Annotated in this window: 22 protein-coding genes; 16 read left to right on the top strand and 6 right to left on the bottom strand. The window is 51.2% G+C overall.

Annotation, left to right across the window (positions count from 1 at the left end; genetic code table 11):
- Window positions 1-27 precede the first annotated feature (27 nt).
- Both PBOR_RS19280 and PBOR_RS19275 read right to left on the bottom strand, forming a co-directional pair.
- Window positions 28-399: a nuclear transport factor 2 family protein gene (locus PBOR_RS19280; RefSeq protein ID WP_052429562.1), complete on the bottom strand. Its 372-nt coding sequence runs from the start codon at window positions 397-399 to the stop codon at window positions 28-30.
- A gap of 89 nt (window positions 400-488) precedes the next feature.
- Window positions 489-2,234 (bottom strand): alpha-glycosidase, encoded by a 1,746-nt coding sequence (locus PBOR_RS19275; protein ID WP_042214415.1) that lies wholly within the window; start codon window positions 2,232-2,234, stop codon window positions 489-491.
- 374 nt (window positions 2,235-2,608) lie between these two features.
- Between PBOR_RS19275 and PBOR_RS19270 the strand changes: the two genes are divergently transcribed.
- The 4 genes from PBOR_RS19270 (at window position 2,609) to PBOR_RS19255 (ending at window position 6,582) form a co-directional block, all read left to right on the top strand.
- Window positions 2,609-3,424, top strand: a complete 816-nt coding sequence (locus tag PBOR_RS19270) for a transporter substrate-binding domain-containing protein (protein WP_042214413.1) — start codon at window positions 2,609-2,611, stop codon at window positions 3,422-3,424.
- 135 nt (window positions 3,425-3,559) lie between these two features.
- Window positions 3,560-4,219 (top strand): amino acid ABC transporter permease, encoded by a 660-nt coding sequence (locus tag PBOR_RS19265; RefSeq protein ID WP_042214411.1) that lies wholly within the window; start codon window positions 3,560-3,562, stop codon window positions 4,217-4,219.
- A complete protein-coding gene (locus PBOR_RS19260) occupies window positions 4,206-4,928 on the top strand; it encodes an amino acid ABC transporter ATP-binding protein (RefSeq protein WP_042214410.1) in 723 nt (240 codons plus the stop codon). The genes PBOR_RS19265 and PBOR_RS19260 overlap by 14 nt, the downstream gene beginning before the upstream one ends.
- A 127-nt stretch (window positions 4,929-5,055) precedes the next feature.
- Window positions 5,056-6,582, top strand: coding sequence for a Ppx/GppA phosphatase family protein (locus PBOR_RS19255; protein ID WP_042214407.1), 1,527 nt, complete (start codon window positions 5,056-5,058; stop codon window positions 6,580-6,582).
- On the opposite strand, the gene ppk1 is transcribed toward PBOR_RS19255, so the two are convergent.
- Window positions 6,530-8,650 carry a polyphosphate kinase 1 gene (gene ppk1, locus PBOR_RS19250; RefSeq protein ID WP_042214405.1) on the bottom strand — a complete coding sequence of 707 codons (2,121 nt, stop codon included), beginning with the start codon at window positions 8,648-8,650 and terminating at the stop codon, window positions 6,530-6,532. The genes PBOR_RS19255 and ppk1 overlap by 53 nt on opposite strands.
- Before the next feature lie 389 nt (window positions 8,651-9,039).
- On the opposite strand from ppk1, the gene PBOR_RS19245 reads away from it, so the two are divergent.
- Window positions 9,040-9,717 (top strand): 3D domain-containing protein, encoded by a 678-nt coding sequence (locus PBOR_RS19245; RefSeq protein WP_081972122.1) that lies wholly within the window; start codon window positions 9,040-9,042, stop codon window positions 9,715-9,717.
- Window positions 9,718-9,821: 104 nt separating this feature from the next.
- Here the strand turns inward: PBOR_RS19245 and PBOR_RS19240 are convergent, their stop codons facing one another.
- Window positions 9,822-10,682, bottom strand: coding sequence for a polysaccharide deacetylase family protein (locus PBOR_RS19240; RefSeq protein ID WP_042214401.1), 861 nt, complete (start codon window positions 10,680-10,682; stop codon window positions 9,822-9,824).
- A gap of 191 nt (window positions 10,683-10,873) precedes the next feature.
- On the opposite strand from PBOR_RS19240, the gene PBOR_RS19235 reads away from it, so the two are divergent.
- The 8 genes from PBOR_RS19235 to PBOR_RS19200 all read left to right on the top strand — a co-directional run bounded on the left by PBOR_RS19235 (window position 10,874) and on the right by PBOR_RS19200 (window position 17,454).
- The gene (locus tag PBOR_RS19235) at window positions 10,874-11,914 is read left to right on the top strand and encodes an NADH:flavin oxidoreductase/NADH oxidase (protein WP_042214399.1); all 1,041 of its coding nucleotides are present in this window, start codon (window positions 10,874-10,876) and stop codon (window positions 11,912-11,914) included.
- A gap of 86 nt (window positions 11,915-12,000) precedes the next feature.
- Window positions 12,001-12,705 (top strand): dihydroorotate dehydrogenase electron transfer subunit, encoded by a 705-nt coding sequence (locus PBOR_RS19230; RefSeq protein ID WP_042137793.1) that lies wholly within the window; start codon window positions 12,001-12,003, stop codon window positions 12,703-12,705.
- Window positions 12,698-13,630: a dihydroorotate dehydrogenase gene (locus PBOR_RS19225; protein WP_042214397.1), complete on the top strand. Its 933-nt coding sequence runs from the start codon at window positions 12,698-12,700 to the stop codon at window positions 13,628-13,630. Before PBOR_RS19230 ends, PBOR_RS19225 begins: the two co-directional genes overlap by 8 nt.
- 88 nt (window positions 13,631-13,718) lie before the next feature.
- Window positions 13,719-14,057: a prenylated flavin chaperone LpdD gene (gene lpdD, locus PBOR_RS19220; protein ID WP_042214395.1), complete on the top strand. Its 339-nt coding sequence runs from the start codon at window positions 13,719-13,721 to the stop codon at window positions 14,055-14,057.
- A gap of 80 nt (window positions 14,058-14,137) precedes the next feature.
- A complete protein-coding gene (locus PBOR_RS19215) occupies window positions 14,138-14,806 on the top strand; it encodes a PspA/IM30 family protein (RefSeq protein ID WP_039299055.1) in 669 nt (222 codons plus the stop codon).
- A gap of 126 nt (window positions 14,807-14,932) precedes the next feature.
- Complete coding sequence (locus PBOR_RS19210; RefSeq protein ID WP_042214392.1) at window positions 14,933-15,343, top strand: DUF350 domain-containing protein; 411 nt, start codon at window positions 14,933-14,935, stop codon at window positions 15,341-15,343.
- A gap of 103 nt (window positions 15,344-15,446) precedes the next feature.
- Complete coding sequence (locus PBOR_RS19205) at window positions 15,447-15,953, top strand: DUF4178 domain-containing protein (RefSeq protein ID WP_042219657.1); 507 nt, start codon at window positions 15,447-15,449, stop codon at window positions 15,951-15,953.
- A gap of 208 nt (window positions 15,954-16,161) precedes the next feature.
- Window positions 16,162-17,454 (top strand): molybdopterin molybdotransferase MoeA, encoded by a 1,293-nt coding sequence (locus tag PBOR_RS19200; RefSeq protein ID WP_042214390.1) that lies wholly within the window; start codon window positions 16,162-16,164, stop codon window positions 17,452-17,454.
- 880 nt (window positions 17,455-18,334) lie between these two features.
- Here the strand turns inward: PBOR_RS19200 and PBOR_RS19195 are convergent.
- On the bottom strand, window positions 18,335-19,213 hold the full coding sequence (locus tag PBOR_RS19195) for a pentapeptide repeat-containing protein (protein WP_081972121.1): 879 nt from the start codon (window positions 19,211-19,213) through the stop codon (window positions 18,335-18,337).
- 61 nt (window positions 19,214-19,274) lie between these two features.
- Complete coding sequence (gene xerS, locus PBOR_RS19190; protein WP_042219653.1) at window positions 19,275-20,369, bottom strand: tyrosine recombinase XerS; 1,095 nt, start codon at window positions 20,367-20,369, stop codon at window positions 19,275-19,277.
- 170 nt (window positions 20,370-20,539) lie between these two features.
- Between xerS and PBOR_RS19185 the strand changes: the two genes are divergently transcribed.
- The 3 genes from PBOR_RS19185 (at window position 20,540) to PBOR_RS19175 (ending at window position 22,672) form a co-directional block, all read left to right on the top strand.
- On the top strand, window positions 20,540-21,049 hold the full coding sequence (locus PBOR_RS19185) for a GNAT family N-acetyltransferase (protein ID WP_042214387.1): 510 nt from the start codon (window positions 20,540-20,542) through the stop codon (window positions 21,047-21,049).
- Between the two features lie 109 nt (window positions 21,050-21,158).
- Window positions 21,159-22,190, top strand: coding sequence for a hypothetical protein (locus tag PBOR_RS19180; RefSeq protein WP_157764075.1), 1,032 nt, complete (start codon window positions 21,159-21,161; stop codon window positions 22,188-22,190).
- A gap of 80 nt (window positions 22,191-22,270) precedes the next feature.
- Window positions 22,271-22,672, top strand: coding sequence for an Rrf2 family transcriptional regulator (locus tag PBOR_RS19175; protein ID WP_042214384.1), 402 nt, complete (start codon window positions 22,271-22,273; stop codon window positions 22,670-22,672).
- The last annotated feature ends 40 nt before the right edge of the window (window positions 22,673-22,712 follow it).

Raw genomic sequence — 22,712 nt, 5'->3', positions numbered from 1 at the left:
CTTTGATTGGAGGAATGCCTTTTTTAATTATGTATATGGATAATAATGTGGTGTTTTCGATTGGAACTCTTTCACATTTACAATCAGGTTGTCCGGATTAAATTCAATTAAGGAGACCCCGTCAAAAGCTTCGGTTTCTGACTCATACTCACATTTGAAGTACCATTCCACCGCAGTCATGCTGCCTTGATGAATAAATTGTTTTATCGTCCAGACCAGAACCGTACCTCGCGTATTCCAGTCGTCAAACCATTTTGTTATTGTGTCTAATCCATGATATTCAGGTCCGTAGCATTCCGTATAGATGATGTTTGGGCCGAAGATTTTTCCTAATACTGTATTATCCTTATCTATCCAAGACCTGAAATAGTTTCTGATAATCTGTTCCCGTTCAATCATCGTAATCCCCCTCATTATATTGATAAAGGGTGCTCCGGCCATGTCATGGCTTATAGAACACCCTTTGTCTACTTACAAAGCTTTTTCCCTCAATCTAGATTCCGGTACAGAATCCGGTACCCGTACGGATCAAGCGCAACATGCATAATCCCTGCTTCCGGCACTACTGCTTCTCCCGTCAGCGCATCCAGCCAGTCATCGGTTTCCATCGGGTGGCTGAGCGTGCGGGACTGCGGTGAATTGTTCATCCAGACGGTGAAATGAATCCGCTCGTCTGCCCGCTCATAGACGATGCACGGGTCATTCTCACAGGCCTGTAGAATCCGGAAGCGGCCTTCACGGAGCGCTTTATGCTCCTTGCGCAGCGCGATCATCATCCGGTAGAAGTCATACAGCTCACGGTCCTGCTTCGATTGATCCCATTCCATACATTTGCGGCAGTCCGGGTCTTCCCCCCCGGTCAGGCCGATTTCGTCCCCGTAATAGATACAGGGAGTGCCCATGAACGTGAACAGGAAGACGACGGTCAGCTTCAATTTGCGTTTATCTTCACCAAGGACGGTGAGCAGGCGGGGGGTATCATGGCTGCCGAGCAGATTGAAAACAACCTCGTTCGTCTGCTGCGGATAACGCATGAGCAGGCCGCCGATCCGGTGGCCGAAGGTAATGCCGTCCATCCCGCCGTTGAAGAATTCCAGCACCGTACCCGAGAAGGGATAATTCATTACCGAATCAAACTGGTCTCCGAGCAGCCAGGTTAAGGAATCACTCCATACTTCGCCGACAATATAGGCATCCGGGTTAGCAGCCTTGACCACTTTGCGGAAATCGCGCCAGAAATGATGATCGACCTCATTGGCCACATCCAGCCGCCAGCCATCCACCCTGATCTCCTTGATCCAATACTCTGCAACCTCAAGCAGGTAGGACTTCACTTCATGATTGGCGGTGTTGAACTTCGGCATATTGCCATAGAAGCCGAACGTGTCGTAAGTGGGTATACCGTCAACAATCTCAGCCGGAAAAGAATTCATATGGAACCAGTCGCGGTAGACGGAGAATTCGCCTTTTTCCAGAACATCCTGGAATGGAGGGAACTTGTCACTGCAGTGGTTGAACACGGCGTCCAGCATGACGCGGATGCCCCGTTTATGGCATTCTTCAACGACATTCTTCAGCAGCTCATTATCGCCGAAATGCGGGTCGACTTTTTTATAATCCACGATGTCGTATTTATGGTTGGAAGGGGAGACGAACAGGGGAGTGAAATAGACGGCATTGATACCCAGTTCCTGCAGATCATCCAGATGATCCAGCACACCCTGAAGGTCACCGCCAAAGAAGTTATCGAGCTTCGGTCTGCCGCCCCACGGTTCAGTGCCTTCCGGATCATTCAAAGGATTGCCGTTCGCGAACCGCTCGGTCATGATCTGATAGAACACCGCATCCTTCGCCCAGGTGGGAACTTTAAATAAGTCAATCCCGTGTATATAAGGAAACTCATAGAAGTGGTTGGGCGGCTGCGGGCATTCGGAACGGATGCCGTTGTCGAGCAGATACACCGTCTCCGAACCTTTGCTGACCCTGAAAGTATAGCTGAGGCGCTTATATTTGGGGCGGACAGCCGCTTCCCAGTAGTCGAATTTATCGTCAGAGGCAGCCTTTTCCATAATAATGTCATAAGAGGTATGCTGCCAATCGTATTTGTCGCCAGTGAGCGCAACAACGTAGTCCACATCATCACGTTTGGTACGCACCCGCAGATGGATGGTTGTGGCATCGTAGGCATAAGCCCATTTATCGCGGGGAACATGGTACATCGCTTCCAGCAGCATGACTTCACCTCCTAAAAGTTTTGTGAGCCTATTCACCTTGAAAATACATCGTACATAACTCGCTTCGAAAGCATACGCTTAAGTTTTGTGAGCCTATTCACCTTATCCGTTAAATACCACCTGCAGCGGCAGCCTGAACCATTCCGGTTATTCCGGCTGCAAATGGAGATAGTAAATAGTATATACCTCTTTTCATAGGATGTGCAAAACGGGCGAATGCCAGACCCGTTCAAATGCGCGGGAATACTTTCATGAATTTAACAAGCTTTGTCACAAAATTGTCTTTGCATATTCATGCGGAGTGATTTATAATAAATCGGTCAATGGGACTACTTAGAGTAAAGAACATACAGAGAATAGGGGAGACAAGACAAATGAACAAATGGGGTAAACTTTCTATGGGACTGCTGCTGGCAGCAGGACTGCTGGCCGGATGCGGTTCCAATAACAACGACAATAATACCGCAGCAAGCGGAAATGCGAATACGGGAACTGAAGCCAAGACGCTGATTATGGGAACAAGCGCGGACTTCCCTCCGTATGAATTCCACAAAATGGTGGACGGTAAGGATACCATCGTTGGTTTCGACATTGAGATTGCCAAGGAAATCGCCGCTGATATGGGTGCGAAACTTGAGGTTAAGGATCTGCCGTTTGATTCCCTGCTGAATGAACTGTCGAGCGGAAGAATAGATATGGTTATTTCCGGACTCAGCCCGACACCGGAGCGTGCTGAAGCGGTAGGCCTGTCCGAAATCTATTACAAAGCGGAACAGGCTGTAGTTGTGCGTGAAGCAGACAAAGATAAATTTGCAACCATGGATTCTCTGAAGGGTGCCAAGCTGGGCATTCAGACCGGCTCGATTCAGGAAGATATCGCCAAAGGCATTGAAGGCGCACAGCTGACATCCCTCGGTAAAATTTCTGAAATCGTATTGCAGCTGCAATCGAACCGTGTTGATGCTTCTATTATGGAAGGACCTGTTGCCAAGTCCTTTGTGAAGAATGTTAAGGGACTGGTTATTACTGATGCCAAACCTGAAGTGGAAGATGACGGCTATGTTATCGGAGTGAAGAAAGACAACACGGAACTTCTGGAACAAGTGAATACAACTTTGAAACGCTTAGACTCAGAAGGTAAGATTGACGAGTTTGTAGCGGCAGCAAGCGAGCTTGCTGAGAGCAACTAGAACGCGAAACCGTCTATACGGTTAGCTGAGACTAAGTACAACCCGCAGCCTGCTGCGGGACAATGCTCTACTTTGCAGAAAATGGCGGTGATCCGCTGTTTTCTATTTTTTTGAGAACAGGAGGATTTGCCGACAATGAGTGTATTTGAACTTGCTTATGATTACCGCAATTTTTTCCTATCCGGTCTGAAGTATACACTGCTGCTCGCTGTGATGGGCGTATTCTTCGGCTTCGTACTGGGTATCGCGGTTTCCCTGCTGCGGATGTCCAAATGGAGAATTCTGCGCTTTATTGCCACCGCCTGGGTGGAGTTTCTGCGCGGTACGCCGATGCTGGTGCAGCTGTTCCTGATCCATTATGGTTTGCCGGAATTTGGGATATCGCTGTCTCCAATTCAGTCAGGCGCGATCACGCTCACGATTAACAGCTCGGCTTATCTGGCAGAGATTTTCCGTGCGGGAATTCAGGGGGTGGACCGCGGCCAGATGGAAGCGGCACGTTCGCTCGGGATGAAGCAGGGGATGACGATGCGTTATATCATTCTGCCGCAGGCATTGAAGAATGTATTGCCTGCAATCGGCAATGAATTTATTACCATCATTAAAGAGTCTTCGATTGTATCGATGATTGGGGTCGCTGATCTGCTGTTCGAAGCCAGAACGATTACCACGATTACCTATGAGGGACTTAGCCCGCTGGTTGTGATTGCCGTCATGTATTTCGTACTGACCTTCACGTTGTCCAAGCTGCTGGGCATATTGGAACGGAGGCTGAATACGGATGATCGAGGTTAAGAACCTGCAGAAGAGCTTTGGCAAGCTGGAGATCCTTAAGGGGATTGATCTGAATATTCACAAGGGCGAGGTTGTTGTAGTAATCGGTCCCAGCGGCTCGGGCAAAAGCACCTTCCTGCGCTGTCTGAATCTGCTGGAGCAGCCTACCGGCGGTGAGATTACGTTTGAGGGACAGTCGATTACTGCCAAAAAGCATGATATCAACGTGACCCGTGAGAAAATGGGGATGGTGTTCCAGCAGTTCAATCTGTTCCCGCACAAATCTGTGCTGCAGAACATTATGCTTGCACCATTAAAGGTGCGTAAGCAGCAGGCTTCCGAAGCGGAGAAAATCGCCATGGAGCTGCTGCGCACCGTAGGTCTTGAGGACAAGCGGGATGCCTATCCGGCCCAGCTCTCCGGGGGGCAGAAACAGCGGATCGCGATTGCCCGGGCGCTGGCAATGCAGCCGCATGTGATGCTGTTTGATGAGCCTACGTCGGCGCTTGACCCGGAAATGGTTGGTGAGGTGCTGGAGGTAATGAAGCAGCTGGCGGTAAACGGTATGACCATGGTCATTGTGACGCATGAGATGGGCTTTGCCCGTGAAGTCGGCGACCGGATTCTGTTCATGGACGGCGGGGTTATCGTAGAGCAGGGGACCCCGGATCAGGTGTTCGGCAACCCGAAACACGCCCGTACCCGTGATTTCTTGAGCAAGGTTTTATAAAATTATCCGAAACGGTCCCTGAAAATTCTTTCAGCGGCCGTTTTTTTTGGTGGTTTTTTTTGGCGGAGCGTGAAATGGGTGATATAGTATACAAATGATCAATCTACTTGAAAAGGAGTACATACAGATGAGAGATGATCTCTGCCGGATCGGCATTATTGATATTGGTTCCAACTCCATACGGCTTGTAATCTACGATACGACACAGGCAGGCGGCTACAAAATCATTAAGGAATGTAAGTACTCTGCCCGGCTGAGCGAGAAGATTACCAAGGAAGGCAGACTGGAAAAAAAGGATATGGATACGATAATTCCTGTCCTCCACCAGTTCAAGGAGATTTGCGATGATTTCGAAGTGGATCAAATCCGTGCAGGAGCTACCGCAGCAATCCGTAACGCGGCTAACTCTGCCGAGATTATAGACTATCTGTCAGAAGCATCCTCCATCCGGATTGAAGTGATCAGCGGGCATCAGGAGGCTTACTTCGGTTTTCTCGGGGTAATTAATGCCTTTGACATTCAGGACGGGTTCGTTATCGACATCGGCGGCGGCAGTACGGAGGTCACCTTATTCCGCGGGCGGCGTTATCAGCACAGCATCTCTTTCCCGTTCGGTGCGGTTAATACGAATCTGATGTTCAGTCATGGCGGCAACTGGAACGCAGATCAGATCCGCAAGCTGCAGTTATACGTTACCGGCAGACTGGTAGAGCATGATTGGCTCACTACAGGCACCGGGCTTCCGCTGTATGGACTCGGCGGAACGCTGCGTTCCCTCGGGAAGCTGGATCAGAAGAACCGCGATTATTCGCTGCCTAATTCTCATGGTTACGTGCTGGAGGGGGATACCATCGGACGGTTCATGGAGACGCTGCCTGCGACCCCTTATGAGAAGCGCAAGGATCTCGACGGGCTGTCGAAGAGCCGGGGAGATATCATTGTGTCGGGCTTGATTATTTTTCATACCGTTTACCACTATATCGGGGCCAGCCGCGCGGTAATTAGCGGAGAAGGCCTCCGCGAGGGCATGCTGCATGATTTGCTAAAGCCTGAACAGCCCGTACGGGATAGTGCGCTGGAATACAGTCTGGATACCATCATCCGCTTTGATATCCGCACCTCCAAGCGCCATCTGGATCATATCTACAAGCTGGCGCTGAGCCTGCTGGGGGCGTTTGAGCGGGAAGGAGACCGGGAAGAGCATGAAATGCTGATCTACGTAGCCATTATGCTGCACCGTACCGGCTCCAACATCAATTATTACCAGTCTAAGCGGCATACCCGTTACTGGCTGATGAACTCGCCTATCCGCGGGCTGACCCACCGGCAGCTCATTCTAAGTGCTTACATCGCTTCCTACAGCACAAAAAGCCGGAAGCAGAAACTGTCCCAGATGCATAAGGACATTTTGCTGGCTTCCGACGAAGAGTGGATTCATAAGCTGGGTACGCTGGTGCAGCTAAGCATTGCCCTGGACAGCACTGAGATCGGTATTGTCAGCGGGGTGAACGCCCGGCTGCATAACAATACGCTTGATCTGGAGCTGCAGGGAGGACAAGTGCTTATCGGGCTTGAAGACATTGAGAATGCGCTCAAAGCCTTCAGGAATGCTTGGTCGGTGAAGGTAAAGCTCGGCCTCCCTTCCAGCGGGTAACATTCATAGCGGCGAACTGGCTCCGGAAAGGGGCCTTTTTGTCGTCCGCACGTTCATAATAACCGTTAGGCTGCAGGAAGCTGGATTTCACATTATCCATCAGCGACAAATCTAATATCTTGACGATCTGCTTGCGGATGTTGCTGTCCTTCACCGGACACATCAGCTCAATCCGCCGGGTCAGGTTGCGTGTCATCCAGTCGGCACTGGACAGGTAGACCTCCGGTTTGCCGCCGTTCTCGAAATAATAGATGCGTGAATGCTCCAGGAAGCGGTCGACAATACTGCGCACTGTAATCCGTTCACTTAGTCCTTCAATGCCCGGACGCAGGCAGCAGACGCCGCGTACAATCAAATCGATTGACACCCCGGCCTGCGCTGCGCTGTACAGGTTGTCGATAACCTCCTGATTGGACAGTGAGTTCATTTTGGCAATGATCCGTGCAGGTCTGCCGGCGGCAGCATGCTCTGCTTCACGCAGGATCAGCTTCTGGAGGGACAGGCTCATGTTGGTCGGCGCCACAATGAAGGAGTTCCAGTTATAGTTCGCTGAATATCCGGTCATCTGGTTGAACAGCTCCGAGGCATCCAGGCCGATCTCATGATTGGCGGTGAACAGGCTAAGATCTGTATATGCCTTGGCGGTGCTGTCATTATAGTTCCCAGTCCCTACATGCACATAACGGCGCAGCTCAGGGCCCTCCTGGCGGACAATCAGCGTAACCTTGGCATGGGTTTTGAGGCCAACGAGTCCATATACCACATGACAGCCGGACTGCTCCAGCTTGCGTGCCCAGGCAATGTTGCGCTCCTCATCAAATCTGGCTTTCAGCTCCACAACTACCGTAACCTGCTTACCTGATTCGGCGGCATTGGCCAGGGCGGTAATCAGCGGCGATTTCCCGCTGACCCGGTACAGGGTCATTTTGATCGCCATAACCTGCTCATCCTCGGAAGCCTGAATGATGAAGTCCGTCATCGCATCGAAGGATTCATACGGATGATAGACCAGCACATCGCGTTCGCCAAGCACCTCGAAGAAGTCCTCATTCTCCTCGAATTCCGCCGGATAGAGCGGCTCGATCGGTGCATGATGCAGGTAGCTGAAGCCCTTGACGCTGCCGGCGAACCCGCGCAGGAAGCTGAGATCCAGCGGCCCTTCAATTTCAAACACGAAATCCTCAAGCTCGAATTCGGCCTGCAGCTGCTCCAGGGCATAAGGGTGAATCCCCTTCTGTACTTCAAGACGGGCAGGGACGCCGCGGCGGCGTTTGCGCAGCTCCTTCTCAATCTCCTCCAGCAGATCCTCTGCGCCTTCCTCATCAATGGTCAGATCAGAATTGCGGGTCAGGCGGAATTCACTGACCGCTACAGGATCATACCCGCTGAACAAGGTCTGAATATGCTGGCGGATCACATCTTCTATAAAGACAAACTGCCGTTTCTTGCTGTTGGAGCGGTGGGGCAGCGGGATACAGCGCGGCAGATTCGACGGAATCTGCAGGATTGCGAAATAAGGTTCTTCTTCCTGGCTGTTCTTGCGTGTCAGCACGACTGCCAGATAGATGAACTGGCTGTGCACAAGCGGAAACGGACGGCTCTGATCCACGGCCATCGGCGTTAAGACTGGATAGATGATATCACGGTAATATTGCTCAATGGATTGCTCCTGGGCATGCGTGAGGTCCTTGTAATCAACGAACACGATCCCTTCCTTGTGCAGACTCCGGGAAATGTCCTTGAAGGTACGGTATTGGTCGGCGATGATTTTGGTGACCCGTTTGATCAGACGCTTGTACAGGCCGGAGGGGGTGTAGCCGGTGAAATCCTTTTTGGTATAACCCGCCCGGATCTGATCCTGTATGCCCGCTACACGGACGCTGATGAATTCATCCAGATTGCTGGACACAATCGCCAGGAATTTGGCCCGCTCCATAAGCGGGTTCTCCGGGTCCTGTGCTTCAGCGAGGACACGCCGGTTGAATTCAATCCAGCTCAAATCGCGGTTCAGATAGGCTGTGGCGGGACTGGTGTGGTTGTTTTTTTTCTCTTCTGCATTCACGTTCATTGACCCTCCAAGTTTGCTTCAGTCTCTACATTATCTATCGTATTCTATCATTCTACTATTTGCCAAAGGGAGAAATGTTAAAACTGTGTAAAATTTTCGCGAAAACTTTAAAAAGATTAGAAAACCAGCGGATGTTCAGACTTGAAATATTAAAAATATGTAATAATTAGGTCAATGAAAACGCTATATATAGGCAAAATATTTCCAAACGTAACAAAAACATAGCCACTGGTTACAAAATTGTGATATATTCATAACTGTTAGTTTACAAAGCGCCGCAATTCCAGAGACCTGGCAACAAAAAAGTACATAGGTCCAGCGTTATCTTGACGTCTCAGGACGGAGCTTATCCGTCATATCCAGGACGCCCACTAATGAAGGAGGTACTAATGAAAATCAAGTTCGGAGCCATCACAGCCCTGGCTGCTGTACTGGGACTCGGCACCTTGCTCCAAGCCGCCCCTGTTCAAGCTGACAGCGTACATATCGCTGGAGAAGCTACTACCTATTATACTCTATCTAATCACTATGGCATCAGCATGGAAGAACTGATGAACGCCAATCCGCAAATTTCTGCGAGCAACATCTACCCGGGGCTTAAGCTGGCCATTCCGGGCACCGTTCAGGCAAAAACGGTCGCAGTAACAGAAACGGCAGCTGATTCGGTTGTAACTAATGGAGACTTGTCCGTACTAAGTGTTGAACCTGCGTCGAACACCGTTCAAGCCTGGGGCAAAGCTTTTACTTATGCCAAATCCATTCAGGTGAAGGCTTCGGCCTATTCCTCGGCTGCCAGTGAGAACGGAAAGTGGGGAGCGGTTGATTACTTCGGCAATGCGCTTAAGCTGGGAACCATTGCAGTAGATCCCAGTGTCATTCCGCTGGGCACCAAGGTCCTTGTAACCGGTTATTCTCATCCGGGTCTCCCGAAGCAGGCCTTCCTGGCCACGGCAACCGACATGGGGAGCGCGATCAAGGGCAACCGGATTGATATCTTCATTCCCGGAAGTCAGAGCTTTGTAGCCGACTTCGGCTATCAATATGTACAATTATATATTATTCAATAACCCGATAAACATATAGTGCACCATTCACCAAGGAAACAAAACCCGGCCGTTCTCCGGCAGGTTTTGTTTCCTTTTTTTATATGAGAATGAGGCAAATGAGCCAATCATTTGCTCTTGCTGACTTCGAACATTTGCGGAACGGTCACGAAGCTATAACCCCGTTTGCGCATAATACTGATGACTTCAGGAAGCGCCTGTACCGTTCCCTTCAGATCACTGCCCCGGCCGCCGCCGCCGTGCTGGAGTATAATGGCCCCTTTCCCGGCACGGGAGAGAATATTGTTCCGCACCTGGGTCTTGGATAAACCCCTCCAGTCGAGGGAGTCGACATTCCAGTTCACCAGCTTATAGCCGTGGGATTTGGCCCATTTCAGCTGCTGCTCACTGATATCACCGTACGGGGGGCGGATCAGCCGGGGCTTATACCCCGCAAGAACCTGGATAATATTTTCGGTGCGGACGATCTGGGTGCGGAATTCATTCATGCTCAGCTTGCTGAATTCGGGATGATTGTAGGAGTGGTTACCGATCGCATGGCCTTCACGGAGGATCCGTGCAACGAGACCGGGATGTTTCTCTGCCCGGCTGCCGACGACGAAAAAGGTGGCTTTGACATTATATTTATGGAGAACATCCAGCAGCTGCGGGGTAAAGCGCGGATCAGGCACATCGTCAAAGGTCAGGGCGATGATCTTGCGCCGGGGACCCTGTGTCTTGATCGTATCCGGATATTTGCGCAGCAGCTGGCTGAGGGAGAGCCCTTTATTTTTTTTGTGGCGCCGGGCTGTAGACTGGGAGGCAGTGGAACCGGCCGGAACGGCATCATCTTCTTCAACAGAGACCTCCGGCTGGGCAGAAGTGTGGGCTGCAACAGAAGCAAGCTCTGCAGACGGGAAGATGCAGGGCAGGATCATAACAATTATGAAAATGAGCAGCAAAATGCGGCGGATTCTTGCCAACTTCATGGGGGGCGCCTCCTTCAATCACTCTTCCGGTTATTTTGAAATACAACGGTTGTTATTTCCCAGCTACTGCGAATTTATGCTGGCCGGATGATCTTCTAATGATTTATCCCTTCCGTAAATACGTGTATACTTAATGAATACGGGAGTAAGCCCGCCAAATGATGAGAGAAACGGGAAGGATGGAGACAAGAATGGCAGATTTGTTTGCACCTTATGAACTGAAGGCCCTCACTTTGAAGAACCGTGTGGTTATGCCGCCCATGTGCCAATATGCAGTTGAGAAGCAGGATGGGATTCCTACGGACTGGCACTTTGTGCATTATGTCAGCCGCGCTGTCGGCGGTACGGGATTTATCATCGTAGAGATGAGCGGGATTCATCCGGACGGGCGGATTACCAATCAGGACACAGGCATCTGGGATGACGGGCAGATTGCAGCGCACAAACGGATTAGTGAGGCTGTTCATACCCATGGAGCCAGAATCGCCATCCAGCTTGGACATGCCGGCCGTAAGGCAGTAGATGCCAATCCACCGGTTGCACCTTCGGCGATCCCGTTTGATGCACATTCCAAAACGCCCCATGCGCTGACCCGGGACGAGATTGCAGAGATGGTTAATGCGTACCGGGAAGCTGCGCGCCGGGCAGTTGAGGCCGGATATGACACCGTTGAGCTGCATGGTGCTCACGGGTACCTGATCCACCAGTTTCATTCACCCCTATCCAATGTCAGAGAAGACGAGTACGGCAAAGACCCCATTCTGTTCGGTGAGCAGGTAACAGAAGCGGTGCGTGAAGTGCTGCCGGCCGAGATGCCGCTTATAATGAGAGTTTCTGCTAAGGAATATGTAGAAGGCGGATATAATGAAGCTTACGCGCTGGAATTCTGCCGCCGTTACAAAGCCGCCGGGGTGGACATGTTCCATGTATCATCCGGCGGAGAAGGTCCGATTGGCTCTAATGGCGGTCCTAACGCAGGACCCGGATATCAGGTGGATCTTGCAGAATACATACGCAGCGGACTGCAGGTGCCGGTAATCGCTGTAGGGCGTCTGGAATCCTATGAAGAGGCCCAGGCGGTAATTGCCGAAGCGAGGGCTGAGCTTGTGGCTGTAGGCCGGGGAATGCTCAGTGATCCGTACTGGGTTCTCCATGCCGAAGAGGCGCTTGGGGGAATCGATCAGGCAAGTCTGCCTAAACCGTATGTGCGCGGGTTTTGGAACAAGAAATAGAAGGCTGTGATTGTGAAGTATGTCACAGATTTTAAGCTCCTTCTAAGGCATGGTTAATAAGATTAAATTTGAAGGAGCTTGATAACGTGGCGACGGTGATTAGTAACGAGCGGCTGGGAGACGGAGTATACCACCTGGTGGTTGAAGGTGGTAACGGAGGTGCGATGGGTCAATTCTACATGCTGCGGGCGTGGGGAGCCTATCCGCTGCTGTCCAGACCGCTTAGCATACATCAGGTGAATGACAGCGGTGTTGATTTTTTGTATCACGTAGTAGGGGAAGGCACGGAGATTCTTGCCGGACTGAAGCCGGGAGACAAGCTTGAACTCGAGGGGCCATTCGGCACCGGCTTCCCGCATGTGGAAGGTAAGGTCGCGTTAGTAGGCGGGGGCATCGGAATTGCTCCGCTCTATTACTGCGCCCAGGAGCTTCCGGAGAGTGACATCTACCTCGGCTTCAGCCGGGAACCTTTTCGTACCGAAGCCTTCCGTCCGCTTGCTGCCGAACTGACCGTCGATGTGGGCGGCCACATTCTAGACAGCGTGGATTTCACAGCCTATGATCATATATTTGTCTGCGGTCCGCATCCCATGCTGAAGGCGGCACAGCTCAAGGGCATAGCAGCGGAAACAGCCGGCAAGCGTCCTGACGTATATCTGTCGCTGGAGAACCGAATGGCCTGCGGCATCGGTGCCTGTCTCGTCTGCAGTGTATCCTGCAAGGATGGACAACGGAAGGCCTGCGCGGACGGCCCCGTCTTCCTGGCTGGGGAGGTGCTGTTCCATGATTAATACAACTGCTACTATTGCCGGTGTTCATTTCAAGAACCCGATTGTTATGGCTTCGGGCACGTTTGGCTTCGGCCGTGAATATGGCAAGCTCTATAATGTATCCCTGCTTGGCGGAATCTCCGGCAAAGGGCTGACGCTCCATGCCAAAGCGGGAAATCCCGGTGTACGCGTGTATGAGACAGCTTCGGGCATGCTGAACAGTGTAGGACTTGAGAATCCGGGAGTGGAAGCCTTCCTGGCCAAGGAGCTCCCATATTGGGAGACACTGGACACGGCGCGTATCGTGAATCTGGGCGGCAACACGCTGGCTGATTACGTGCTCGGCGCCGAGCTGATCCAGCGTGATGCGGATGCCCGCCTGCTTAGAGGCAAACCGGCAGTGGATATGATCGAGCTGAACATCTCTTGTCCGAATGTGAAGGAAGGCGGCATCGCCTTCGGCGTGAAGACTCCGGCAGCGCTTGAGGTTGTCCGGGCAGTTAGAGCAGCAACCCGTCTTCCGCTGGCCGTGAAGCTGTCGCCGAACGCCGAGGATATCGCAGAGATGGCTGAGATGTGTGAGGCTGAGGGAGCGGATGCCGTCTCGCTGATCAATACGATCTCAGGAATGAAGATTGATGTGCGCCGCCGCCGCAGTGTATTTAATAATCTGTATGCCGGTCTGTCCGGACCTGCCATTAAGCCTGTAGCCTTGCGGATGGTGCATCAGGTATCCAAGCGTGTATCCATTCCGGTAATCGGTATGGGCGGAATCACTTCAGCTACGGATATTATTGAATTCATTATGGCTGGTGCCACCGTCATTCAAGTGGGGACGTACAACTTCATGAATTTACGGGCGGGCAGTACACTTGTCGAAGAGCTGCAGCAATTCATGGCCGAAGAGAATATCTCCTCACTGGATGAAATCCGCGGTATTGTATAGCTGGAAAGCTGATTCTGCATAACTTTTTGCGCAGCCTGAGAGATCTTCGCTTACCATGGTTAATATAATGGGTAGGGGGTATTCTGTTATGACATCCGATCAGCTGCATCCTGATGACATTGAGCTGTCTGAAATTACGGTTGGCCGTGACCTGCTGCTGCTGATTACCGGAGGTGTCCGTCATATCGGTGCAGCCAGTACCGCTTATATGGACGGCGACACTGCCAGGGTCATGACTTCGGCGGTCCCGCATCACAAGGAGCATACGATCAGCGAATCCGTTGCACTCAGGGCAGCTGCCGCGCTGAACCGGACGGTAACGGTTGTGATGGGGATTCATTACGACAATCTGACTAAAGAGGGCATCATGGAAGTCGTAAATATTGTGAATGCTAAAGTAGATCAATATTTATTGCAGAAGGTTTAACAATTTGTGAAACGATAATGGCACTCCCTGCGTAAAAGATACCAAATGAGCAACTAACTTTTATTTTGGAGGAATGAACCATGTCTATATTTAAAAGATTGCGTGATCTGACCATGTCCAATGTGAATGCGATTATTGATAAAGCGGAAGACCCGGTCAAAATGACCGACCAATACATTCGTGATATGACCGAGGATCTGGAAGATGCCGAGAAAGCGGTAGCTGCCCAGATCGCCATTGAGAAGAAGTTCAAGCAACTGTACGAAGAGCAGGAAGCACTGGTGAACAAGCGCAACCAGCAGGCACACGCTGCCGCTCAAGCCGGTAATGCTGATCTGGCCCGCCGTGCACTGGAAGAGAAGAAATCGGCTGAAGCCAAGCTCGTAGAGTACAAGACCAGCTTCGACCAGAACAAGGCTTCTGCGGACAATCTCCGCGGCAAGCTCGAAGAAATGCGCAAACAGCTTACACAGATGAAGAACAAACGGGAGACACTCGTTGCCCGCTACAACGCAGCGAAGGCCCAGACCGAAATCAACAAAGCTATGAGCGGGTTCAGCTCCGATTCGGCTTCAGCCGGTCTCAAACGGATGGAAGACAAGATGCTTCAGGCAGAAGCGCAGGCAGAAGCCAGCAACGAGATGAGCTCCGGCAACAAATCGCTGGATGATGAATTCGAGAAGCTGGGTAAAGACCAGGCGGTAGAGGATGAGCTGGCTGCACTGATGAAGCAATACGACAAACAATAACATATTGGCATAAGCCGGAGTTCAGGCGGTTGTCCACAGGCGAAGGGGAGACAGAACTAGCGGTTTCTCCTTCGCTTTATCTTTGCCTTACTAGGAAGGTAATCTGAACAAGCGGGGGCTAAAGCAATGGATTTCCATACCCTGGTGTCCATGGTAGTGTGGACGGTCAGCGGCGCAGTGCTGCTGTGTGTGCTGATGTTTGTGGATTCGCTGTTTACCCGTTACGATGATTTGGAAGAACTCAAAGCAGGCAATATGGCAGTCACTACGCGCTTTGTGCTGAAGCTGGGGGCTCAGGGCTATATACTATCATCATCCATTGCTGCGGCTAGCCGGCTTGGGGAAGCACTGATTGTCTCTATCGTGTCTTTTGTACTGCTGTTCGTTCTCGAAAAGACAGCCGAGCTGCTGCTGGGCAGGGTGGGCAAGCTTGATCTTGATCATGGCACTCAGCTGGGCAAAGTCGGTTATGGACTGCTTGCAGGCTCATTACATGTAATCGGGGCTTTAATTATTGCTGCATTTATTCGTGGATAATACACATATTCTGACAGAACTAAGCGGATGCTTTCGAAGCGAGTTTTGCGAAGAAAAATCGACGAAGTGTATGCTGACCAAACTTTTAGGAGGATTGATGGCTTTGGGTTTATGGAAAAGAATCGGTAATATGTTCTCGAAGCCGGAGGCGCCCGCTGTGCCTGCAAGCATGCTGAACCTGTCTCCCGGAGATATCTGTGAGGTATCCCTGGTAACCTACGAAGTAACGGGCCGTACGAAGACTAGCGGCCGCAATGCTGCTGTATTAACGCTGCGCGACGGAAGCCAGATTTCTTATCTGTATATTGAGGAGCGGGAGCAGCTGCAATACCGATTGTATCACCCGATCGACGGACGTCTGGATAGTCCTTCCGAGGTACCGGCTACACTGGAGCTGGATGACCGTACTTTTTATCTGGAGGAAGAATACGAGGGGTATGCAGCTGTTACAGGCCAGACCCCATATATGAACGGCGGAGAGCAGCATGTCTGGCAATACCAGTCGGATGATTCGCGGCTGCTGCGTGTGGAATGGCAGAATGGCCGGTTCATGCTCTATGAAGGTGAAACTGTCATTCCGGCTGATGTCAGAGTGATCCGTGCGTCTTAAGGTTGGCAGGACAAGAAAATAACAGTTTTATTTTCAATTTAATAATATTGAACTAGGGATGCCGTTGCCTGTCTCAGGCCCGTGCGTCCCTTTTTGCGTGTGAGCGAACCGGAGCTGAATTTCCCTTTGTAGTGCTGCATGTTAAAATAGGGCGTAACTCGGCAGATGCAGGAAACTGCCAACTTAAGAAGGAGGATGGACTACTTCCATGGCTAACCCAGAGAACCATAACAAGGAATATACCAATGATAAATTTCAGCGCTCAGCCCTTCAGGTGAGAGAGGCTCAGGCCCGGCTGACAGCATATGCAGCACCACTTTCGCTTGAAGAAGTGCCTTTGAATCAAAGCTACGGCCGTTTTCTTGCCCGGTCCGTTCATGCGCCGCATCCCTTTCCGGCGTTTGACCGCTCAAGTATGGATGGTTTTGCAGTTATCGCGGCAGATACAGTATCGGCTGGCGATAACAGCGTGGTGTGGCTTAAGGTTGTCGATGTTATTCCCTGCGGCGCAGTAGCGTCAAGAGAGATTACGACGGGGACGGTCGCACGGATCATGACCGGAGCGCAGGTTCCGGGTGGCGCAGACACTGTCGTTATGCTGGAGGCCACGGAGAGCCGGATGGAGGATGGTGTCACTTATGTGGGTATTCGCAAGCCGCAAGCGGCGGGACTTCATATTACGCCGCGCGGCCTGGAGCTGGGAACAGGAGAACTGGTGCTGCCTGAGGGGACAATAATCGGTGCCGGTGATATCGCTGCACTGGCTGCGCTGGGAGCCGCGAATGTTCCCGTGCGCCGCAGACCCAAGGTTGGGATCTTCGCTACCGGAACTGAACTGCTGGAGGTGGACGAGCCGCTGGTTCCTGGCAAAATCCGTAACAGCAACTCTCCTATGCTGGAGGCACTTGTACGGGAAGCAGGCGGTGAGCCTATAATGCTGGGTGCGATTGTAGATGATCTGGAGCTTGCCCGGAGTAAGGTGCAGATGGCACTGGAGAGCTATGATCTTGTAATTACCACGGGCGGAGTGTCTGTCGGAGATTATGACATTATGGGGGATCTAATCCGCGAGCAAAGCGGCGAAATGCTGTTTAACAAAGTAACCATGCGACCGGGGAGCGTTACAACGGCGGCGGTCCGCGGAGGGACAATTCTGCTGGCGTTATCAGGCAACCCGGGAGCCTGCTTCGTAGGATTCCAGCTGTTCGCCCGGCCTGTCATCGGGCTGATGCAAGGCGCTGCCCAGCCATTTTTGCCGGAATGGACCGCAGTGCTGGGAGTGGACTATAAGCGGGTAAACAGCTTTACACGTTATGTCCGGGCCCGGCTGGAGATCCGGGAGGGCGTTCTCTATGCTTTTCCTGCCGCCGTCGACGAATCCTCCGTGACGGTTACGATCAAGGACAGTGATTGTCTGATCGTGATTCCGCCGGATAGCGGACAGATGACTTCCGGGGATAAAGTAACCGTGCTTAAGCTGCCGGGGGAGATCCGGGGGTGAATAGGTGGGGCAGATAGGACTAGAATGGAACCCGCAACGCAGAGCAACATTGAAAGTTAATTATGTTATTTCAACATATGAAAAATTCACAATAAAGAATCTCCACACCTAATACGTTGCTGGCAGAACCTGAACCAACTTTAAAGTTCATACGGACTAGCTTAAATGTTGTAGTAAATACAACTCGCTTGCCTGAATATCTGGGTGTTTGGACAGATTGTTGTATGAAATACAAGAATTGTCCCGCAAAACGACGTTGAGGGAATAGAATGCTGCATTTTATACAACATTTGTGGATTATAGCCAAGATCCTGATGGAATTGTTGTATTTTGTGCAGGATTTTTAGAAAGTAATCAGATAATTAAGTAGGGTATACGTTTATTATTCCTGAGCCAACAGTGCAATGGTACAATAAGTCCAATATTCAGGCAACAACGGTTTATTTCCAATATTACAACATATGAAAAATTCACAATAGAAAATCAAAAAACTAGAGCAACCTGCCAGCAGGCTCATCCAATCGTGCTCTTGTTTTCATAATGCGGATTCCAAAAACGGGTCACAAGGGAAAAACCTCAATTCTCAGAATACTTTCTGAATGTCAAAAAGAAACTCGGGTCGAATACGTCCCGGGTTTCTTAGCAATCTGAGACCAGAAGGAGAAGTGCGCACACATCCGCGGCTTTGTTGCGTAGAGCTCGAATCAGGCGTATGAATACCCCTGATCATCCGCATGCGGCTGGAAATGGGAGAATTAGATGTATAGTCCGCTTGAATCCGCAAATGTAGGAGCAGATAGCCTCAATCAGAAGCACAAGTACTACAGCTAATTAGCCGCCTGTTGCATATTAATCAGCAGCAGAGCAGTCTGGTTAGAATTCAGCTCAAGCCCGCAGACCAGTGCTCAGGATGCGTAAGCGATCCCGGCAGCTTGGTAGCCGGACTTCCCTTCGCGGCTTGCAGCTGCGCTTGGGTAAGGAAGAGGCAGCCCCGCAGATCGGCGCCGCTCAGATTCGTGTCGCGGAGGTCAGCGCCGATCAGGTCGGCATGCCGCAGATCCGCAGCGCTGAGGTCAGCGGCGATCAGATATGCGCCGCGCAAGCTGACGCAGCGGAGATCGGCCCCGCGCAGCTTGGCGCCGATCAGATCAGCCCCGCGGCCGTAGTTCTTCTGCCGCTTGGGAGCAGGCGTCAGCTGCGCCCGCGCGGCATTACGTGCCAATTCGCTGGCGCGCAGCAGCAGTTCGTTGACTTCAGCACGATGAACGTGCACATCGAGCTTCAGCAGTTCTGTGGGGCTTAGTGTGGTTATATTCAGGGTCTGCTCCATCATCAGCATGAGCGAATCATGCAGAATTTCAGCACCGGAGAACGCTAGAGCTTCGCGTAGATACCATAGCAGCTCATGAAGCTGGCGCATCACCAGTAAGACCTCGAACATCTGCCTGGCGGTATCAGGGGCCTGCCGCCAGTCGCGTCCGCCATACGTGAGATTGGAGACCTTCTGCCCTGCTCCGAAGCAGTCATACACTGTGCAGCCCCGGAAGCCTTTCTCCCGCAGTACCGTGTGAATTCCGCAGCGGAAGTCCTCCCGCAGATTGGGGCAGGGCTGTCCGGCATTCTTATCTATAGCGAAGTCGGAGGAAGCGGCAAAAGGTAACGCCGCGCAGCAGAGGCCGAAGCAGTTCAGGCAGTCGGAATGCAGCTCAAGCAGCCTGCTGTCCCGAGTTTCAGTCCAATTTAGATTATTGTCAATCAAAGGAATAATACCTCCACATAAATAATGAGCCTCAGCTCAGAGCCTTGGCGAATATGTCAGATCACGTTGAGGGTTCACTTTCCAGACGGCGCTCAATAGCTTCTGACATCGTTTTGTCCGTGAGATGGGCATAGATTTCGGTGGTTTCAGTTGAAGCATGTCCGAGCTGTTCCTTCGTCCGGTAGATATCATTTTGCAGATAATAGTCGGTCGCGAAGGAGTGCCGCAGCTTGTGAACAGTCAAATAAGGTTTGCCAAACCGCTTGGCATATTTGATAATCATCTCTTGAATCGCCCGCTTGGTCATCCGTTTGCCCTCGGTGCTGCCATTAGGCAGGGTGATGAAGAGTGCTTTTTCCCGTTTGGGAGTCTTGTATCTGGACTGGCGGAGGCTAAGGTATAAGCTGAGATCATCCTTGGCCTGTTCGCGGAAATAGACCGGAGTCTTGAAGGTTTCGTCATTATGACCCTTGCGGAAGACATAGAGCAGCTTGTTGTTCACATCCAGATCATCCACATTGAGATTGACCACCTCGGATACGCGCAGGCCGGAGTTCAGAATCAGACTGGCGATACAGGCATCCCGCTCACGGTTCAGCTGAAAAGAATAATAAGCCTGCTTGTTGGCTTCTACATCCTTGCCATATCCTTCGTAGATATAGCCTACGAATTCCAGCAGTTCCTCATCCTCCAGAATTTTACCCTTTAGTTTGGCGGCCGTATCCTTCGGTTTGTGAATCCGTTTGATCTCCACCTTGGCCATAATATTACGCTTAAGCAGCGGGTAAAAGTTCTCATCCTCCGCGATCTGGCTTAAGTAGTGGAAAAGGGAGCGCAGCGCGGACAGCTTGCGGGACACGGTAACACGTGTGTTGGCACTCTCAGCCCGGGTAGTCAGATGCAGGCGGTAGCCGACAATACTGTCCATGTGCAGGGTCTCCAGATCGAGCAGCGTAATCTCAGCATTACTGGCAGCCACGGACAGACCTTCACCCCGCAGCCATCCGAAAAAGGATTCATAGTCACGGATATACTCCAGCAGCGTGGAGGGGGACAGATCCGGACGCTTATAATCAATGAACTGCTGCACGAACCAGGGCATCTGCGGCAGACGCTGGTCGAGATTTTTCCGGTCGGTGGTTTTTTGAATACTGATAGGAATCACCTTCTTTATAGTTTGCCGGAAGCCGATAGGGCTGTCATTCTATCTTAACATGTTTTAGCATTTTATGGCTTGAATCTGCACCCGGGAAAAGCAGTGCCCTTGCTCCTGATGTGACAAAGTTATATGATGTGAAGTAAACGTAAACGGCAGAGGTGAACCTGATGGAACTTGGAATCGAGCTGGTTCCTAAAGAGCAGAAGCAGATTATAAGCAGATTAATGCAGTTCTATTTGTATGATTTTACGCGGTACCTGGAGCTGCAGGTGGACCGTGAGGGATTGTTTCCGTCTTATCCCGGGCTGGAGGCCTATTGGAACAGCGGCATCAACAAGTTTGCCTACTTATTCACGGTGGACGGCAATATTGCCGGCTTCGCCCTTGTAGACCGGCTCCTGCGTGATCCGGAGGGACAGTTCTATATGACGGAGTTTTTTGTGATGCAGAAATACCGCCGCAGCGGCGTAGGAACCTGGGCTGCACACCGGCTGTTCGATATGTTCCCCGGCGACTGGAAGGTCTCGCAGATCCGTGCGAATACGCCTGCGCGTAACTTCTGGCACCGGGTGATCGGTTCGTATACCGGCGGCGAGTTCCAGGAGCGCTTCAACTCCCGGCAAGGCAACCCCAGTCAATACTTCAGCACATTAAATACTAATCGGATTAAAAAATAAATGCAGGATGCCGGAACATGAATGACCCCACCGGTTCATCACATACACTTACCAAAATGCCGCGCAACTTTAGGGCGTTTCCAGCGTCTGGTAAATGAGGTGATCACAAATGTCCATACGTAATAGTGTACTTGGAGCGGGTTGCATTACCATGCTATTAGCACTCAGCACAGGCTGCGGCAACGGGTCTGAGATTAATTCGCCAGATGCCGGGGGGATGGCGCAGCCGTCCGCAACCACTGCGGCAAGAGCTATAGTATCTGTTACTCCTTCTCCAGCCCCTGCGACGCCAGAAGTAATCCAGACTGAACCGCCTGCGGTTAAGTCAGTGGTACTAATTCCGGCAGTACCGGATTATACCGAAAGCGGCAGAGGATATGAGATTAAGGGAGAGGTTGTCCAAGCTTCATTCTCGGCTGATCAGACTTTGCCTTTGGGGCTGTTCATGCCCGAAACGATGGTGCGGTTTGAACAGGACGGAAGGACCGCCTGGGGCACTCCGGATAAACAGAATTATATTACTTTGATGAAACTTGATGCAGCTGATGCGGCAGCTGGTGATGGAGAATTTGAGCCAGGCAATGACCGGCAACTGCTGAAATATAAGGAATACCTCGGAAGTAAAGTAATAGGTGGCCAGACGGCCGAAGTATTCGAATTCACGGCCAAGGAGCATGCTTACAGAGCAGAACTCCACATACAGGCTGAACAACGTGCAGCGCTGCTTCCCGTGTTCATTGATATGCTTAGAGATGTGGAATATATGGAGAAGCAACCACCCATCACTCCAGGTGTGTTCTTAACAGCGCCGGATGTAGGAAGTGATCCCGGGAAAAAGCAAGCGCTGCAGGAAACGATGGACTGTCTTGAAGCCTGGGCGGCAGGGGACAAGGAGAAATTCGCTGCTACTATGCATTCACCGCAGCTGAATGAAGCTCTGCAGTTTTTCCTGGATAATAAAAATGTTTATCATTTCTACGAGTTGACAGTCCTTGGTATTCCTATACAGGGAGCCAAACGGGCTGCCTTCGCCGTCAGCTATACCCGTATGACCTCCGAAGGCTACATTATAGATGGAGGCAATGAGATCTCTCTGCTCAAGAACAAGCAGGGCGAATGGAAGATTGCTAATATTGATTAGCCTGGTGAAGCAGATTGAACTCTTAAATTAAGTGTGCTATAATTTGCACATTAATAGTGCAAAAGGAGTTACTACTTCCCATGGCAGAGCTTAAACGATTTGGTTATGGACTGCAGGCGTTAGTCGTGCTCGCTGCATCTCCGGAGCAATACTCAAGTATGGAGATTGCTGAACAGATCGGCTGCGAGCCGACTGCGCTGCGCAAAATCCTGTCCCGGCTTACAGAAGCCGGTTATATTGAAGTGCGTCAAGGCCGTGGGGGGGGCTATACACTGGCTAAACAACCCGGAGATATTACCTTGGCAGAGGTATACCTGTCTCTGCATGATGATGTACCTATGCTGGACGGCATGCTGGATACTACCGGCAATCATTTGTTTGGACAGAAGGTCCGCCAGTCCTTCGATCAGATCATGACGGATATCCGTTTTCAGGTGGAGCATGTACTGAAATCCTATACGGTTGCTGATTTGGTAGAGTAAAGGCAGAGTTACGGCAGCCGTTTGTTCAAATAGTTGCTTT

Source organism: Paenibacillus borealis (assembly GCF_000758665.1).
Taxonomy (GTDB): domain Bacteria; phylum Bacillota; class Bacilli; order Paenibacillales; family Paenibacillaceae; genus Paenibacillus_AQ; species Paenibacillus_AQ borealis.
Note: the sequence above shows the minus strand (reverse complement) of the source record. Positions and strands in the feature narration are given on the sequence as shown.

Bases quoted from the DNA above. Each gene is read 5' to 3' on its own strand.
- PBOR_RS19245 (WP_081972122.1), top strand. From the start codon at position 9,040: ATGAAAATCAAGTTCGGAGCCATCACAGCCCTGGCTGCTGTACTGGGA.
- PBOR_RS19225 (WP_042214397.1), top strand. From the start codon at position 12,698: ATGATTAATACAACTGCTACTATTGCCGGTGTTCATTTCAAGAACCCG.
- ppk1 (WP_042214405.1), bottom strand. From the start codon at position 8,650: ATGAACGTGAATGCAGAAGAGAAAAAAAACAACCACACCAGTCCCGCC.
- PBOR_RS19235 (WP_042214399.1), top strand. From the start codon at position 10,874: ATGGCAGATTTGTTTGCACCTTATGAACTGAAGGCCCTCACTTTGAAG.
- PBOR_RS19270 (WP_042214413.1), top strand. From the start codon at position 2,609: ATGAACAAATGGGGTAAACTTTCTATGGGACTGCTGCTGGCAGCAGGA.
- lpdD (WP_042214395.1), top strand. From the start codon at position 13,719: ATGACATCCGATCAGCTGCATCCTGATGACATTGAGCTGTCTGAAATT.
- PBOR_RS19200 (WP_042214390.1), top strand. From the start codon at position 16,162: ATGGCTAACCCAGAGAACCATAACAAGGAATATACCAATGATAAATTT.
- PBOR_RS19275 (WP_042214415.1), bottom strand. From the start codon at position 2,234: ATGCTGCTGGAAGCGATGTACCATGTTCCCCGCGATAAATGGGCTTAT.
- PBOR_RS19260 (WP_042214410.1), top strand. From the start codon at position 4,206: ATGATCGAGGTTAAGAACCTGCAGAAGAGCTTTGGCAAGCTGGAGATC.
- PBOR_RS19265 (WP_042214411.1), top strand. From the start codon at position 3,560: ATGAGTGTATTTGAACTTGCTTATGATTACCGCAATTTTTTCCTATCC.
- PBOR_RS19185 (WP_042214387.1), top strand. From the start codon at position 20,540: ATGGAACTTGGAATCGAGCTGGTTCCTAAAGAGCAGAAGCAGATTATA.
- PBOR_RS19240 (WP_042214401.1), bottom strand. From the start codon at position 10,682: ATGAAGTTGGCAAGAATCCGCCGCATTTTGCTGCTCATTTTCATAATT.
- PBOR_RS19255 (WP_042214407.1), top strand. From the start codon at position 5,056: ATGAGAGATGATCTCTGCCGGATCGGCATTATTGATATTGGTTCCAAC.
- PBOR_RS19175 (WP_042214384.1), top strand. From the start codon at position 22,271: ATGGCAGAGCTTAAACGATTTGGTTATGGACTGCAGGCGTTAGTCGTG.
- PBOR_RS19280 (WP_052429562.1), bottom strand. From the start codon at position 399: ATGATTGAACGGGAACAGATTATCAGAAACTATTTCAGGTCTTGGATA.
- PBOR_RS19180 (WP_157764075.1), top strand. From the start codon at position 21,159: ATGTCCATACGTAATAGTGTACTTGGAGCGGGTTGCATTACCATGCTA.
- PBOR_RS19215 (WP_039299055.1), top strand. From the start codon at position 14,138: ATGTCTATATTTAAAAGATTGCGTGATCTGACCATGTCCAATGTGAAT.
- PBOR_RS19210 (WP_042214392.1), top strand. From the start codon at position 14,933: ATGGATTTCCATACCCTGGTGTCCATGGTAGTGTGGACGGTCAGCGGC.